General features: G+C 58.6%; 14 protein-coding genes. 7 read left to right on the forward strand and 7 right to left on the reverse strand.

From position 1 onward, the window contains the following. Window positions 1–47: 47 nt before the first annotated feature. Entirely contained in the window at window positions 48–611 is a 564-nt protein-coding gene (locus tag AO268_RS08165) for a fimbrial protein (RefSeq protein ID WP_076960793.1), read from the reverse strand. A 396-nt stretch (window positions 612–1,007) separates the two neighbouring features. Between AO268_RS08165 and AO268_RS08170 the strand changes: the two genes are divergently transcribed. Together AO268_RS08170 and AO268_RS08175 are read left to right on the forward strand one after the other, a co-directional pair. Continuing rightward, window positions 1,008–2,549 (forward strand): EAL domain-containing protein, encoded by a 1,542-nt coding sequence (locus AO268_RS08170; RefSeq protein ID WP_099168387.1) that lies wholly within the window; start codon window positions 1,008–1,010, stop codon window positions 2,547–2,549. 198 nt (window positions 2,550–2,747) lie between these two features. After that, on the forward strand, window positions 2,748–3,113 hold the full coding sequence (locus tag AO268_RS08175; RefSeq protein WP_076960791.1) for a histone-like nucleoid-structuring protein, MvaT/MvaU family: 366 nt from the start codon (window positions 2,748–2,750) through the stop codon (window positions 3,111–3,113). A gap of 203 nt (window positions 3,114–3,316) precedes the next feature. Here AO268_RS08175 and AO268_RS08180 read toward each other — a convergent pair whose 3' ends face one another. After that, window positions 3,317–3,853 (reverse strand): DUF4946 domain-containing protein, encoded by a 537-nt coding sequence (locus AO268_RS08180; RefSeq protein WP_099168434.1) that lies wholly within the window; start codon window positions 3,851–3,853, stop codon window positions 3,317–3,319. Window positions 3,854–4,052: 199 nt separating this feature from the next. Between AO268_RS08180 and gloA the strand changes: the two genes are divergently transcribed. Beyond that, window positions 4,053–4,574: a lactoylglutathione lyase gene (gloA, locus tag AO268_RS08185; RefSeq protein ID WP_099168388.1), complete on the forward strand. Its 522-nt coding sequence runs from the start codon at window positions 4,053–4,055 to the stop codon at window positions 4,572–4,574. A 71-nt stretch (window positions 4,575–4,645) separates the two neighbouring features. On the opposite strand, the gene ahpF is transcribed toward gloA, so the two are convergent. From ahpF to AO268_RS08200, 3 genes are all read right to left on the reverse strand, one after another. Beyond that, window positions 4,646–6,199: an alkyl hydroperoxide reductase subunit F gene (gene ahpF, locus AO268_RS08190; protein WP_099168389.1), complete on the reverse strand. Its 1,554-nt coding sequence runs from the start codon at window positions 6,197–6,199 to the stop codon at window positions 4,646–4,648. A 126-nt stretch (window positions 6,200–6,325) separates the two neighbouring features. Then, the gene (gene ahpC, locus AO268_RS08195) at window positions 6,326–6,889 is read right to left on the reverse strand and encodes an alkyl hydroperoxide reductase subunit C (protein WP_076960788.1); all 564 of its coding nucleotides are present in this window, start codon (window positions 6,887–6,889) and stop codon (window positions 6,326–6,328) included. 132 nt (window positions 6,890–7,021) lie between these two features. Continuing rightward, complete coding sequence (locus AO268_RS08200; RefSeq protein WP_099168390.1) at window positions 7,022–7,954, reverse strand: site-specific integrase; 933 nt, start codon at window positions 7,952–7,954, stop codon at window positions 7,022–7,024. A 184-nt stretch (window positions 7,955–8,138) separates the two neighbouring features. Between AO268_RS08200 and AO268_RS08205 the strand changes: the two genes are divergently transcribed. After that, a complete protein-coding gene (locus tag AO268_RS08205) occupies window positions 8,139–9,146 on the forward strand; it encodes a DNA-binding protein (protein WP_099168391.1) in 1,008 nt (335 codons plus the stop codon). On the opposite strand, the gene gorA is transcribed toward AO268_RS08205, so the two are convergent. Continuing rightward, window positions 9,147–10,505: a glutathione-disulfide reductase gene (gene gorA, locus AO268_RS08210; protein ID WP_099168392.1), complete on the reverse strand. Its 1,359-nt coding sequence runs from the start codon at window positions 10,503–10,505 to the stop codon at window positions 9,147–9,149. A gap of 101 nt (window positions 10,506–10,606) precedes the next feature. Further along, on the reverse strand, window positions 10,607–11,446 hold the full coding sequence (galU, locus tag AO268_RS08215; RefSeq protein ID WP_029294645.1) for a UTP--glucose-1-phosphate uridylyltransferase GalU: 840 nt from the start codon (window positions 11,444–11,446) through the stop codon (window positions 10,607–10,609). Window positions 11,447–11,755: 309 nt separating this feature from the next. Here galU and AO268_RS08220 point away from each other — a divergent pair, with 309 nt between their 5' ends. The 3 genes from AO268_RS08220 (at window position 11,756) to AO268_RS08230 (ending at window position 13,754) form a co-directional block, all read left to right on the forward strand. Next, the gene (locus tag AO268_RS08220) at window positions 11,756–11,941 is read left to right on the forward strand and encodes a hypothetical protein (protein WP_076960784.1); all 186 of its coding nucleotides are present in this window, start codon (window positions 11,756–11,758) and stop codon (window positions 11,939–11,941) included. A gap of 679 nt (window positions 11,942–12,620) precedes the next feature. After that, complete coding sequence (locus tag AO268_RS08225; protein WP_076960783.1) at window positions 12,621–13,142, forward strand: fimbrial protein; 522 nt, start codon at window positions 12,621–12,623, stop codon at window positions 13,140–13,142. A gap of 51 nt (window positions 13,143–13,193) precedes the next feature. Beyond that, complete coding sequence (locus tag AO268_RS08230; protein WP_076960782.1) at window positions 13,194–13,754, forward strand: fimbrial protein; 561 nt, start codon at window positions 13,194–13,196, stop codon at window positions 13,752–13,754. The last annotated feature ends 18 nt before the right edge of the window (window positions 13,755–13,772 follow it).

A 13,772-nucleotide genomic window follows, 5' to 3' on the forward strand; every position in this document is an offset into this window, starting at 1 on the left:
GGTCGGCACCCTCACGGGTCAGGACTGAACGTGGGTGTGGTACGCGCTCAGGGGAAAACCACTGAGTACTGCACCGCCGTACTGACCAGCCCGACCCCCGCCGCGCCGCCCGTGGCTACATACCGTGCGGCAAAGGGCAATGTCGCCAGGCCTGCGGTGACGGTGGCCGTGGTCGACGCATGCCCCGTGCGCAAGTCCAGCGGCTTGAGGGTGGCGCCGTCGATAATCTGCACTTCCACTTTGGCGGCGGCGGTTTTCGACGCCGTGTTCCGCAAATTGCCCGTCGCGGGGTTGATGGCTGGGCTGGTGCTTTCATACAACACCGCGACCTTGGTCGCATCCGCGCAACTGGCACCACCGCCCACATAGATGAAGAAAGGTTTCGAGCTGGCGGTTGCACCGTCGCTCGCCAGGGCGCTGGCTTGCACCTTGTCCAGGACCACCGGGAAGTTCGCACCCGAACCTGCGACACCGCCGGTTCCACCGCTGATCGTGCAGGTAGTGCCGGTGATTTCACCGGTCAGGGTGATGGTGCCATCTGCCGCAATAGCCAGGGGGGCGATAAAACCGCTAGCAAGCAGCAGGACACTCATCAATAAATTGCTTTTCATGACACAGGTTTTCCTAAGTGTTAAGTAGATGCCCATCCAAATGACAGGCAGGAACAAGCCCACCCGCAGGATTCGGGCTTGCTGACACAAAAAGTTTTCAGGTCTTGAATCGTCGCCTCTTCCCGAGGCGGCGAACGGTTCCGGGCACAGGACCGCTGATACTCTTATTAGGGCCGCCATCAATCCAGACAATAACGCAATGGACCAGGCGGTTTTTAATCGTCAAAATATGTTGCAAAGTTTGGCAAGGTTAAAAAACATCCACAACTAGCTAAGTGGCTAGGTCAGCCCACCGAAACAGGCTTATTTCCCATAGGCCAACTATCATGCTGATATCCGACGCATCGCCTGTAATCGTTGCCAGGCGCCTCCCTTATTCCGCTACAGGCTGCGCACATGCCACTGACCCTCAAAGGCCCGCGAAAACGCGTCGCCCGCAACTTGATCACCGCATTGTGCGGGCTGTTGCCGATTTTGCTCGGGGTGCTGATCCTCCACCTGCAGGCCGAACGGACCCTGGAACAAAGCACCGCGCAGACGGCCGTCGAGGCCGTGCGCCAGTTTGACCTGATGCTCGACAACACCGCCCTCGCCGCCCAGGCGCTGCTCCCCCTGGCGGGCAAGGACTGCGACAGCACCGCGCAACTGGCGCTGCGCGAGCAGGTCACCCGCCGGCCCTTTGTCCGTGCGACCACCTTGTCGTGGAAAAAAACCATTTATTGCAGCTCGCTGTTCGGCAGCACCTACGTGTCACCGGTCAACCCTGACGACTACGTCAACGGTCGCCTGTGGTTGATGAATGGCAACCCCGTCACCCCCGATACCGCCCTGCTGGTGTATCGCCTCGTTGAGGGTGACAAGGCCGCGTTTGCTTCGATTGACGGCTACCACCTGACCAACGCCCTGCGCCTGATCAGCCGTTACGCCGACCTGGTGTTGCAGGTCGGCCCCAACTGGCTGGGCAGCGATGGGAAGGTCCAACAGAGTGCCACCCCGGTGTTTGCCGTAGCCCACCAGCACCTCGCCTCCCAGCGCTATGCCTACAGCGTGGAAGCCGGCATGCCCGAGGGTGAAGTCTGGCGCTATATGGAAGCGCGCTACCCGGCGCTGTTCAGCCTGGTGGTGTTTTTCGGCGTATTGGCAGGGGTGTTGACGCACTGGTTGCAAAAGCGCTCGTCGGCGCCCACCCATGAACTGCAACGGGCGCTGGATGCCAACGAGTTTGTGCCGTACTACCAACCGGTGGTACGCGGCGACAGCCTGCAATGGGCCGGCTGTGAAGTGTTGATGCGCTGGAACCACCCGAAGGAGGGCCTGGTACGCCCGGATCTGTTTATCCCCCTGGCCGAGCACTGCGGCCTGATCGTGCCAATGACCCGGGCCTTGATGCGCCAGACGGCCACCCAACTGGCCCCCCATGCCGGGCGCCTTGGCGGCAACTTTCACGTGGGCATCAACATCACGGCCAGGCATTGCCAGGACTTGGCGCTGGTCCAAGACTGCCGCGAATTCCTTGCCGCCTTCACCCCGGGCCAGGTCCTGTTGACCCTGGAGCTGACCGAGCGCGAATTGATCGAACCCACCGACGTGGCCCGCCAGCTCTTTCAGGCCCTGCACGAACTGGGGGTGCTGATTGCCATTGATGACTTCGGCACCGGCCACTCCAGCCTGGCTTATTTGCGCAACTTCAACGTTGACTACTTGAAGATTGATCAAAGCTTTGTCGCGATGATCGGGGTCGATGCATTATCGCGGCATATACTCGACAGCATCATTGAACTGTCAGCCAAGCTTGACTTGGGCATCGTCGCAGAGGGCGTGGAAACACAAGAGCAGCGCGATTATCTGGCGGCGCAAGGCGTGGACTTTTTGCAGGGCTACCTGTTTGGTCGCCCGCAGCCTTTTGACGCGTTCATTAAATCTTTTCACAGCCATTGAATGGCCATCTAGCGCCACAATGAAATATTGTTATTTATACAAAAGACATGATTTACTCGTGGCTCATTAACTACTACAATTTTTCCTGCCTGCGCTGAATCGGCAGGAGAGCCACTTTTACCGAGTCACGCTGAGGCTCTTGGCTTATAGCTTTGTTTGCAGTTGGTATCAGCCAAATACACTATTGGAGTAAATATTTTGTCCAGACTCGCCGAATTTCGTGCAGCAGAAAAAGCCCTTCAAGAGCAGCTCGCCCAGCTGGAATCCCTGAAGAACGACGCTGGCCTGAAGAAAGAAATCGAATTTGAAGAAAAACTTCAAGGCCTGATGAAAACCTACGGTAAGAGCCTGCGCGACATCATTTCCATCCTTGATCCAAACCCAGGCAAATCGGGGATCCAGGTAGCGCCCGCCCCCAAAACCCGCCGTGCCCGCGTAGTCAAGGTGTATCACAACCCGCACACCGGTGAACTGATTGAAACCAAGGGCGGTAACCACCGCGGCTTGAAGGCCTGGAAAGAACAGTATGGCGCAGCCACTGTAGATTCCTGGCTTCGCGGCTAATACCAGCGCACTAATAAAAAACCCCGCAGACGCGGGGCTTTTTTTTGTTTTGGTGCCTGGGTTTGAAACCCCGGCGCTCGCGAAAGTGAACTTTGCAATACATTCCACTGGGCACACATTTGACCACCGGGCACTGAGTGCCAATGCCTTATAGTTGTGCACTGTTCATCACGCAGCCAAGCCAGGCATCTAGCCTTTGCTCATCAAAGTTTCAAGCTTGCGCGTACCGCGCGGACTTCTTCCTTGCTCGACTCATAAGCATCAGCTTGTCCGGCGTATGAAAAAACATAGGCCTTATTCACATCAACAGCACCCACCAGTGTTTGCGAAAGCACATGCCGGCCGTTCTCGGTAACGACACAGGTAGTTTCCAGCGCCTCAAGACGACTTAAGGTGGTCGAGTGCATCTTGTTGCAGACACTTTGATAACCACTGCGGGCAAAGTCCTTCTGGATGGACTTGCGCATCTCCAGCAGCACACCTTGCAGATTGACCACATGCCCAGGTTCGATCGGTGTCCCCGTCAGCTCCATGACCATTAGCGTCTCGCCGTTTTCATTGTTCTTTATCGCACGCTGGCGAGAGACCGGCGACGGCGTGGCCGGTGCATCGGCATCCGGCACCACTTCCTCCACCTGCCAGCCGCTGGGCCAATGAATTTCGGGATCTGCCGCCCAAACAGCAGTGCTGCCCAAGATCAGGCACAAGGTGCTCAACAACGCTTTGTTCGATCGGCTCATTGCGAAAAACACTCGAAGTTCAAGCCGCAAAGTTTGAGCCTGGGCACAGGATGCTCGCAAGGCCCGTGTGAGTTTTTCATTTGGCGCGGCCTGCGCGGCTTGCGTATCATGGCCCGGCTGCACGGATACCTGTCAGCCGCAAGCCAAAGGCACCGCTCAAGTCACGAGCGGCGCCTGCCCCATTTTTTCTGGAGGGCCCATGAGCCTGCACGAATTGAACAACTTCCCGGGCGTCACCGCCCAACCCGACACCGCCACGGCGAACTTCGTGTTCAACCACACCATGCTGCGGGTCAAGGACATCACCAAGTCCCTGGACTTCTACACCCGCGTCCTGGGGTTTTCCCTGGTTGAGAAACGCGACTTCCCGGAAGCCGAATTCAGCCTGTACTTCCTTGCCCTGGTCGATAAGGCGCAGATCCCGGCCGATGCCGCTGCGCGTACCCAGTGGATGAAGTCGATCCCCGGCATCCTGGAACTGACCCATAACCACGGCAGCGAAAACGATGCCGACTTCGCCTACCACAACGGCAACACCGACCCGCGCGGTTTTGGCCATATCTGCATTTCGGTGCCGGATATCGTCGCGGCCTGCGAGCGGTTTGAAGCGTTGGGTTGTGACTTCCAGAAACGCCTGACGGATGGGCGCATGAAAAGCCTGGCGTTTATCAAGGACCCGGATGCGTACTGGGTCGAGATCATCCAGCCAGCGCCGCTGTAAGCGGGCCGGGTGACGCGCAGCGTCATGGGAGGCATTCCCACGCAGAGCGTGGGAATGATCAGCATCGGGCCTTACGCCCGGATCAGGTGATCAAAAGCACTCAGGGAAGCCTTGGCGCCCTCGCCCACCGCAATCACAATCTGCTTGTACGGCACCGTGGTTACGTCACCGGCGGCAAACACGCCGGGCAGTGATGTCTCGCCACGGGCATCGACAATGATCTCGCCACGGGGCGACAGCTCCACGGTGCCTTTGAGCCAATCGGTGTTGGGCAGCAAACCGATCTGCACAAAGATACCTTCCAGGTCGATGGTCTTGAACTCGCCGGTATCGCGGTCCTTATAGGCCAGGCCGGTGACTTTCTGGCCATCGCCTTTCACTTCACTGGTCAACGCACTGGTAATCACGTCAACGTTCGGCAGGCTGTAGAGCTTGCGCTGCAACACCGCGTCGGCGCGCAACTTGCTGTCGAACTCCAGCAAGGTCACGTGGCTGACAATACCGGCCAGGTCGATGGCCGCTTCAACGCCGGAGTTACCGCCGCCGATCACCGCCACGCGCTTGCCCTTGAACAGCGGGCCGTCGCAGTGCGGGCAGAAGCATACGCCCTTGGCCTTGTATTCCTGCTCGCCCGGCACACCCATTTCGCGCCAGCGCGCACCGGTGGCCAGGATCACGGTCTTGGACTTGAGGGTCGCACCGCTTTCAAAGCGAATTTCGTGCAGCTCGCCGGGATTTTTCGCCGGGACCAGGCTGCTGGCGCGCTGCAGGTTCATGATGTCCACGTCGTACTGACGCACGTGGGCTTCCAGGGCGCCGGCCAGTTTCGGGCCTTCGGTTTCCTGTACCGAGATAAAGTTCTCGATGGACATGGTGTCCAGCACTTGCCCACCAAAACGCTCGGCGGCCACACCGGTGCGGATACCTTTGCGTGCGGCATAGATCGCAGCCGCCGAACCGGCCGGGCCACCCCCGACAACCAGTACATCGAAGGCGTCCTTGGCGCTGATTTTCTCGGCGGCTTTTTCGATACCGCTGGTATCGAGCTTGGCGAGGATCTCTTCCAGGCCCATGCGGCCCTGGCCGAAGTTCACGCCGTTGAGGTAGACGCTGGGCACCGCCATGACCTGGCGCTCGTCGACTTCAGCCTGGAACAGTGCGCCATCGATAGCAACGTGGCGGATGTTCGGGTTGAGCACGGCCATCAGGTTCAGTGCCTGGACCACGTCCGGGCAGTTCTGGCAGGACAGCGAGAAGTAAGTCTCGAAGCTGAACTCACCTTTAAGGCTACGGATCTGTTCAATCACTTCGACACTGGCCTTCGACGGGTGGCCACCGACTTGCAGCAGGGCCAGCACCAACGAAGTGAATTCATGCCCCATGGGGATGCCGGCAAAACGCAGGCTGATATCGGCACCCGGGCGGTTGATGGAGAACGACGGCTTGCGCCCATCATTGCCATCGGTTTTCAGGGTAATCAGCGTGGAGAGGCTGGTTACGTCCTGCAAAAGACCAAGCATTTCCTGGGATTTCGCACCGTCGTCGAGGGAGGCGACGATCTCGATCGGCTGGGTGACCCGTTCCAGGTATGACTTCAACTGAGCTTTAAGATTGGCGTCCAACATACGGGCGATTTCCTATTTCAAATCAATTCGGTAAAAAAAAACGCCCGAGCGAATCTCGCCCGGGCGTTTTTGAGGGCGGTGCGGCTTACTTAAGGTGCGGTCATCCGCCCTTGATACTTCACAGGCTTAGATCTTGCCGACCAGGTCCAGGGACGGAGCCAGGGTAGCCTCGCCTTCTTTCCACTTGGCTGGGCACACTTCGCCCGGGTGGGCAGCGACGTACTGGGCCGCCTTGATTTTGCGCAGCAGCTCGGAAGCGTCACGGCCAACGCCGCCATCGTTCAGCTCAACGATCTTGATCAGGCCTTCCGGGTTGATCACGAAGGTGCCACGGTCTGCCAGGCCAGCTTCTTCGATCAGCACGTCGAAGTTGCGCGAGATGGTCAGGGTTGGGTCGCCGATCATGGTGTACTGGATCTTGCCGATGGCTGGCGAGGTGTTGTGCCAGGCAGCGTGGGCAAAGTGGGTGTCGGTGGAAACGCTGTAGATCTCGACGCCCAGTTTCTGGAATTCGGCGTAGTTGTCAGCCAGGTCTTCCAGTTCGGTAGGGCAAACAAAAGTGAAGTCGGCTGGGTAGAAGAACACGACAGACCACTTGCCTTTCAGGTCAGCGTCCGACACGTCTACGAAGTTGCCGTTTTTGTAAGCGGTGGCTTTGAACGGTTTTACTTGGCTGTTGATGATAGGCATCGTTGACTCTCCGTCAGGGGTTAGTAAGTTGATGGGTGAATCCTACCCAGTCTCATCGTCGATGGCTCATTGGCAAACCTGATGCTGCCGATTGGTTTTGGCTATCAACCGACTGTATTAATAGAAGAAATCCTAAAGCAGCGGGTCGCGGGCCTGAGTCATGCCAAGAAAGGGCGTCGCTTCAACATAGCGCATGGCGGACTTCATGTCCTTCCAGCCGACATACGTCATCAACGACTTCAAATCCCAGCCGCTGCGATAGGCCCAGGTGGCAAAGCCCCGGCGCAGGGAGTGGCTGGTGTATTGCTCGGCGGCAATGCCTGCCCGCTGCAGCGCCTGGCGCAGCAGCGGGATCACGCTGTTGGCATGCAACCCCTCCTCGCCCAGGTTGCCCCAGCGGTCGATCCCGCGAAACAGCGGGCCGCGCACCAGGGCCGAGGCACTCAGCCATTCGCTATAGGCCTGCACCGGGCACAGGCGCAGCAGCGCCGGGGTTTGGTAGGTCTGGCCGAGGTTTTCGCGGTCGCTCTTGCTGCGCGGCAGGTACAGGGTGATGCCCGCGCCCGGCACCGCCTGCACATGCTCGATCTGCAAACGGCACAGCTCATCGCTGCGAAAGCCGCGCCAAAAGCCCAGCAGGATCAAGGCCGTGTCGCGCTTGGCACGCAGCCAGCGCGGTCGATCGCCCTCTGCCCGCGCCTGCTCGGCTTCGCGCTCAAGCCAGCCCACCACCTGCTCCAGATGCTGGAGCTGCAAGGGTTCGGCCTGTTTTTCCTGGGCCGGGTGCAAGGCGCGGATGCCCTTGAGCACCTTGCGCACTACCGGCGCCTTGGTCGGATCGGGAAAACCCTGGCTGGTGTGCCATTGCGCCAGCGCCGAAAGCCGCAGTTTCAGCGTATTGACCGCGAGCACCCCGGCATAGGCCACTAGGTATCGCGCCACGCTGTCACTGGTGGCCGGCAGGAAACCACCCCAGATCACTTCAAAGTGCTCGATGGCGGCGCGATAGCTACGGCGAGTGTTATCGCGGGTGGCGGCGTTCAGGTAACGGTCTAGCTCACTCATACCGCGATCGCTGGCAAGGGGGTGGTGTACGGATCATAGGGCTGGATCTGCGCCAAAGGGGTCTTCACACGGGATAATACGCCAATACCCCATCTGTTTAATCATGATTTTCAACGTATTTTAGTTCGTGATACAGTACGTAAATACATAATACATACCACAGTACTAAATCGACGGAGACGCCATGGCTCGCGGCGGCATCAACAAAGCAGTAGTTCAAACGGCACGCCTGGCAATCCTCGCCCGCGGCGAAAACCCCAGCATCGACGCCGTGCGCATCGAGATGGGCAATACCGGCTCGAAAACCACCATCCACCGCTATCTGAAGGAGCTGGACGAGAGCGAAACCCGCCTCAGCATTACCGAAGCGCCGCTCGACGACGAGTTGGGCGAACTGGTGGCGCGCCTGGCCCAACGCCTGAAAGAGAAGGCCCAGGAGCCCATCGACCTGGCCCTGGCGCAGTTCGAGCAACAGAAAAGCGCCCTGCTCGCCCAGGTAGAGGCACTTACCGCAGCCCACAGCCAACTCCAGCAGCAATTTGATATCCAGGGCGCAGCCCTGGCAGAAGAAAGCGCCGCCCTGCAAACCGCCAGCACCAGCCTGCAGACCGAGCAAACCCGCAACGCCGGGCTCAGCCAGGCGTGCAGCGACTACGAGCTACGGCTCTCGGACAAGGACGAACAGATTCGTTCGCTGGAAGAAAAGCACCTGCACGCCCGCGAGGCCCTTGAGCACTATCGCAATGCCATCAAGGACCAGCGCGAGCAGGAGCAGCGCCGCCATGAAGGCCAGTTGCAACAGTTGCAGGCCGAATTGCGCCAGGCCCAGCAGAGCGCCATGGTGCGCCAGGACGAGATCACCCAACTGCATCGCGACAATGAGCGGCTATTGATTGAACACCGGGTTAAGGCGAAGGAATTGACTGCCCTGCAGGAGCAAAGCCGTAAGGATCAGGCCCAGCAACTCAAGCTGAGCGAACAATTGAGCCTGATTGATAGCGAACGCACCCTGCTCCAGGAGCGTCTGCGGGTTGCCGTGCAGGACAGCCAGTCACGTCAGGACGCACTGACAACACAGCAGCACGCCCACAAAGCCGTGGAACTGGACCTGATCAAGGCCCAGGCCACCATCGAGGCGCTGCGCCTGGCTGGCGTCGTTGCAACGGCGCCAGAGGCAACAGCCAACCCCTGATCAGCCAGCCACTGGCGTGCGCATGGTGACGAACTCTTCCGCCGCCGTCGGGTGCACGCCGATGGTCTCGTCGAAATGCTGCTTGGTCGCCCCCGCCTTGAGGGCGATCGCCAGGCCCTGGATGATCTCGCCCGCATCTGGCCCGACCATGTGACAACCCAGCACCTTGTCGGTGTCGGCATCGACCACCAGCTTCATCAGCGTACGCTCCTGGCACTCGGTCAGGGTCAGCTTCATCGGCCGGAAACGGCTTTCAAAGACCTGCACGTTATGCCCATCGGCCCGGGCCTGCTCTTCGCTCAGGCCCACGGTGCCGATATTCGGCAAGCTGAACACCGCCGTCGGGATCATCGCGTAGTCCACCGGGCGGTATTGCTCAGGCTGGAACAGGCGCCGCGCCACGGCCATGCCTTCAGCCAAGGCCACGGGCGTCAGCTGCACGCGCCCAATCACATCACCAATGGCCAGGATCGACGACTCGGCAGTCTGGTACAGCTCGTCAACCTCGACAAAGCCACGCGTGTCCAGCTTGACCCCGGTGTGTTCCAGGCCCAGGTTGTCCAGCATCGGACGCCGGCCGGTGGCATAGAACACGCAATCGGCTTCCAGTACACGACCGTCTTTCAGGGTGGCCTTGAGGCTGCCATCGGCCTGCTTGTCGATGCGTGCGATATCGGCGTTGAATTGCAGGTCCAGGCCGCGCTTGGTCAGCTCTTCCTGCAAGTGCTTGCGCACCGCGCCATCGAAGCCACGCAGGAACAGGTCGCCGCGATACAGCAACGAAGTCTGTGCACCCAGGCCATGGAAAATCCCGGCAAACTCCACCGCGATATAACCGCCACCCACCACCAGCACACGCTTGGGCAGTTCTTTAAGGAAGAACGCCTCATTGGAGCCAATGGCGTGCTCATGCCCGGGAATCTCGGGGATCTGCGGCCAGCCGCCAGTGGCGATCAGGATGTGCTTGGCGGTGAAGCGCTGGCCATTGATCTCGACCTCGTGGGGCCCGGTCAGGCGCGCATGGCCCTCATGCAGGGTCACACCACTGTTGACCAGCAAGTTGCGGTAGATACCGTTGAGGCGATTGATCTCGCGGTCCTTGTTGGCGATCAGTGTCGCCCAATCAAAGTCCGCCTCGCCCAGGGACCAGCCAAAACCGCTGGCCTGCTCGAAGTCTTCGGCAAAGTGTGCGCCATAGACCAGCAGTTTTTTCGGCACACACCCCACATTGACACACGTCCCGCCCAGGTAGCGGCTTTCCGCCACGGCCACCTTCGCGCCAAACCCTGCGGCAAAGCGTGCCGCCCGTACGCCACCAGAACCGGCGCCAATCACATAAAGATCAAAATCGTAGGCCATTTCACTCTCCTCGGCAGGGCATCAGAATACCCGCTTGTAGCCAAAAAACCAGAAAGCCACCCGAAGGTGGCTTTCTGGAGACTCAACAGACCAAGCTTGAATCAATAAGCCTTGCCAGTCTTGTAGAAGTGTTCGTAGCAGAAGTTGGTCGCCTCGATGTAGCCTTCAGCGCCACCACAGTCAAAACGACGCCCCTTGAATTTGTAGGCAATGACGCAACCGTCCTTGGCCTGCTTCAACAAAGCGTCGGTAATCTGGATTTCACCGCCCTTGCCTGGCTCGGTTTCTTCGATCAGCTTGAAGATATCCGGGGTCAGGATATAGCGACCGATGATCGCCAGGTTCGACGGGGCATCTTCCGGCGCCGGCTTCTCGACCATGTCGCGCACGCGAATCAGGCCATCGCCAATGTCGTCGCCAGCGATCACGCCGTACTTGTTGGTTTCCGAAGGGTCGACTTCCTGCACCGCAACGATGGTGCAGCGGTATTTCTGGTAGAGCTTGACCATCTGGGTCAAGACGCCGTCGCCTTCCAGGTTCACGCACAGGTCGTCCGCCAGGACCACGGCAAACGGCTCGTCGCCGATCAATGGGCGACCGGTGAGGATGGCATGGCCCAGGCCTTTCATCTGGGTTTGACGGGTGTAGGAGAACGAGCACTCGTCGAGCAACTTGCGGATACCGACCAGGTATTTTTCCTTATCGGTGCCCTTGATCTGGTTTTCCAGCTCATAGCTGATGTCGAAGTGGTCTTCCAGGGCGCGTTTGCCGCGCCCGGTCACGATGGAGATTTCGTTCAGGCCGGCATCCAGTGCCTCTTCGACGCCGTACTGGATCAGTGGCTTGTTTACCACCGGCAGCATTTCTTTAGGCATGGCCTTGGTCGCTGGCAGGAAGCGAGTACCGTAACCGGCTGCTGGGAACAAGCATTTCTTGATCATAAAAGTCCTTAATAAGGGCTGTGCGTACGAAATTCGGCGCAGTCTAATCAGGCCGCAGCCACCTTACAATGGGCGCTGCTGGCATTGCGATGTCAACATAGAGAAAAAATCTCGATGTAAGTTCCGCCCACGTTCAAACAAGCACGCCCAACGGCTCCGGGAAATATCCAGGGCGCCCCGGTTTCAAAGGGCCACATCCTTTTTAGCACGCTTTATGGGGTTCGGCACTGACCTGCAACAACTTGCGCGCCCCCATGGCATTTGGCGCTATCATTGCCTGCTTGAACCAGACCACGAGATTGTTAATCGATGTCAGAACCCAAAGGCGTAAACGGCTACCTGATCACCAAGCGAGCAGACGGCTGGCACCTGATCAATTTTCACGGCGACAGCGTCGCCGGGGTATTCGCGACCGAAAGCCAGGCGATTGCGGTCGCTGAAGTGTTTGTAGACGAAGCCGGTCACGCGTCGAGCAAAAGGCCCAAGGGCAAATAAGCCCCCGCGATTGCCCATGCATGAAGGCCCCGATGATCGGGGCTTTTTTGTGCCCCCCCTACCCGCCATCACCTTGGCGCTAACGTCGCGCAGCGCGCCGGGAGAACGAAAAAGTTCATTCCCTGGCCGATACGTTAGTTGCCTAAACGCAATAAATACGCGTGCCTTCCACAAATTTTAGTCCTACGCTTACAACAGCCTTTACTCCCTCCCTCAAGCCATATGTAGCCCAATTCTTACGGCTGCTTCTCAAGTTTTGGCAAATTGCCACAACTTTCCTATGCACTTCAGTATTACAAGACTACACAACCAAGAGAACCGGACGACTTTCTTACAAAAAGCGCTAGCCCAATAATTGCACCGCCTCGAACGTGCTCCTCAATTGCAATACACGTAATTGAAAAAATTGGACTGCACTGAACTCGATTGAGTTTTCTGCAAGCCACCCTTGAGGTAATAGAGCTGACTGGCTGGCCCTTTCCGGCCTGCCAGGCGGTCAGGGGCGGCGCAATAAAAAGTAGCGCCCCAAGTCGCAAGTTTCGATACCTGATAGGAGGAGAAAGCCAAACCGCTGAAACCTGGACACTGAACGGCACTTACCATAATCGCTTATTTAATAAGTCCTTCGCACTATTGCGAGCGGACGCCTAAATGACCTTTATCATGTGGACATCTGCAAATGAAAAACAAATTTAAAACCGCACTATTAACTATCGGGTTGTTCGCAGGCTCGATCGGCGCTGCGCATGCAGCAGATGGAACAATTACATTCTTGGGGTCTGTCCACTCGGGCGCGTGCTCTATCAAGCCTGAGTCCGTAGATCAAAGCGTTCACCTTGGCGCGATCGCAAAACATCAATTGCAGACCGGAGGTAAATCTGAAGCCCGACGCGTCCTGATAGAACTTGAAGGCTGCGATTTGACCGGCCTTACCGATAACACCGTGACCACTACGTTCACCGGTGCGCCCTCCAGTGTGGTTCCAGGTGCACTGGGCACTGTAGGCAGCGCGGGTGGCATTGGCATCATGATGACCCATGGCAGCCAGCCCATTGAACTGGGTGTCGCAACAACCCCGCAAGCCATTTCCGTCGGTGATAACACACTGGAGTTTGGCGCGTATGTGCAAGGCGCCGCCACCGGCACGATTGAGCCTGGCGATTTCAGCGCGGTCACCAACTTCACCTTGGCCTATCAGTAAGTACCGCCCCCCGCCACTTCAGGTGGCGGGGGACGCTGGCGGGAGATACAGGTGAAAACAATTATAAGTTTCGCCGTCACCTCTTCATTGATGTTGTTCATCAGCCCCTGGGTGGCCGCAGATACCCCAGCGCAAGGCGATGGGCTCGTCACACTGGGAGGAGAAATCATTGACTCGGCTTGCGGGCTGGAGCTGGTCAGTGCCGATCAAACCATCGAGATGCGCCCCGAACCCATAGGCCGGCTGTTACGCAATGCCATAGGAGACCCCCATCCCTTCCAGTTGCGCCTGGTCAATTGTTCGCTGACTCGCCCTGACCCATCACGCCCGGATGTAAACCTGCCTGATTGGCAGCACCTGCAAGTGACCTTTGACGGCCCTCGCGACAGGGACGGTCGCTCGTTTGCGGCTTTTGGCGGCTCGCAGGGGGTAGCCCTGCATATCTGGGATGCCGCCGGCCAGGAGAGCGTCCCGGGTGAACCGATGCCCCTGCTTCCATTGGTCGAAGGCGACATGACACTTCACTACACGCTTCGCCTGGTAGGCAACGGGCTGCCGCTGATGCCTGGTGCTCACGGTGCCGCCGTGCGGTTCAAGTTGGAATACTTTTGAACATTGATGAGTTGCTTT

The sequence above is a fragment of the Pseudomonas sp. ICMP 8385 genome, from assembly GCF_002699915.1.
Lineage (GTDB): Bacteria > Pseudomonadota > Gammaproteobacteria > Pseudomonadales > Pseudomonadaceae > Aquipseudomonas > Aquipseudomonas gessardii.

Excerpts from the sequence above, each read along its gene's own strand:
- AO268_RS08205 (WP_099168391.1), top strand. The coding sequence starts at position 8,139 with ATGGCTCGCGGCGGCATCAACAAAGCAGTAGTTCAAACGGCACGCCTG.
- AO268_RS08220 (WP_076960784.1), top strand. The coding sequence starts at position 11,756 with ATGTCAGAACCCAAAGGCGTAAACGGCTACCTGATCACCAAGCGAGCA.
- gloA (WP_099168388.1), top strand. The coding sequence starts at position 4,053 with ATGAGCCTGCACGAATTGAACAACTTCCCGGGCGTCACCGCCCAACCC.
- AO268_RS08165 (WP_076960793.1), bottom strand. The coding sequence starts at position 611 with ATGAAAAGCAATTTATTGATGAGTGTCCTGCTGCTTGCTAGCGGTTTT.
- AO268_RS08170 (WP_099168387.1), top strand. The coding sequence starts at position 1,008 with ATGCCACTGACCCTCAAAGGCCCGCGAAAACGCGTCGCCCGCAACTTG.
- ahpF (WP_099168389.1), bottom strand. The coding sequence starts at position 6,199 with ATGTTGGACGCCAATCTTAAAGCTCAGTTGAAGTCATACCTGGAACGG.
- AO268_RS08200 (WP_099168390.1), bottom strand. The coding sequence starts at position 7,954 with ATGAGTGAGCTAGACCGTTACCTGAACGCCGCCACCCGCGATAACACT.
- ahpC (WP_076960788.1), bottom strand. The coding sequence starts at position 6,889 with ATGCCTATCATCAACAGCCAAGTAAAACCGTTCAAAGCCACCGCTTAC.
- galU (WP_029294645.1), bottom strand. The coding sequence starts at position 11,446 with ATGATCAAGAAATGCTTGTTCCCAGCAGCCGGTTACGGTACTCGCTTC.
- gorA (WP_099168392.1), bottom strand. The coding sequence starts at position 10,505 with ATGGCCTACGATTTTGATCTTTATGTGATTGGCGCCGGTTCTGGTGGC.
- AO268_RS08180 (WP_099168434.1), bottom strand. The coding sequence starts at position 3,853 with ATGAGCCGATCGAACAAAGCGTTGTTGAGCACCTTGTGCCTGATCTTG.
- AO268_RS08225 (WP_076960783.1), top strand. The coding sequence starts at position 12,621 with ATGAAAAACAAATTTAAAACCGCACTATTAACTATCGGGTTGTTCGCA.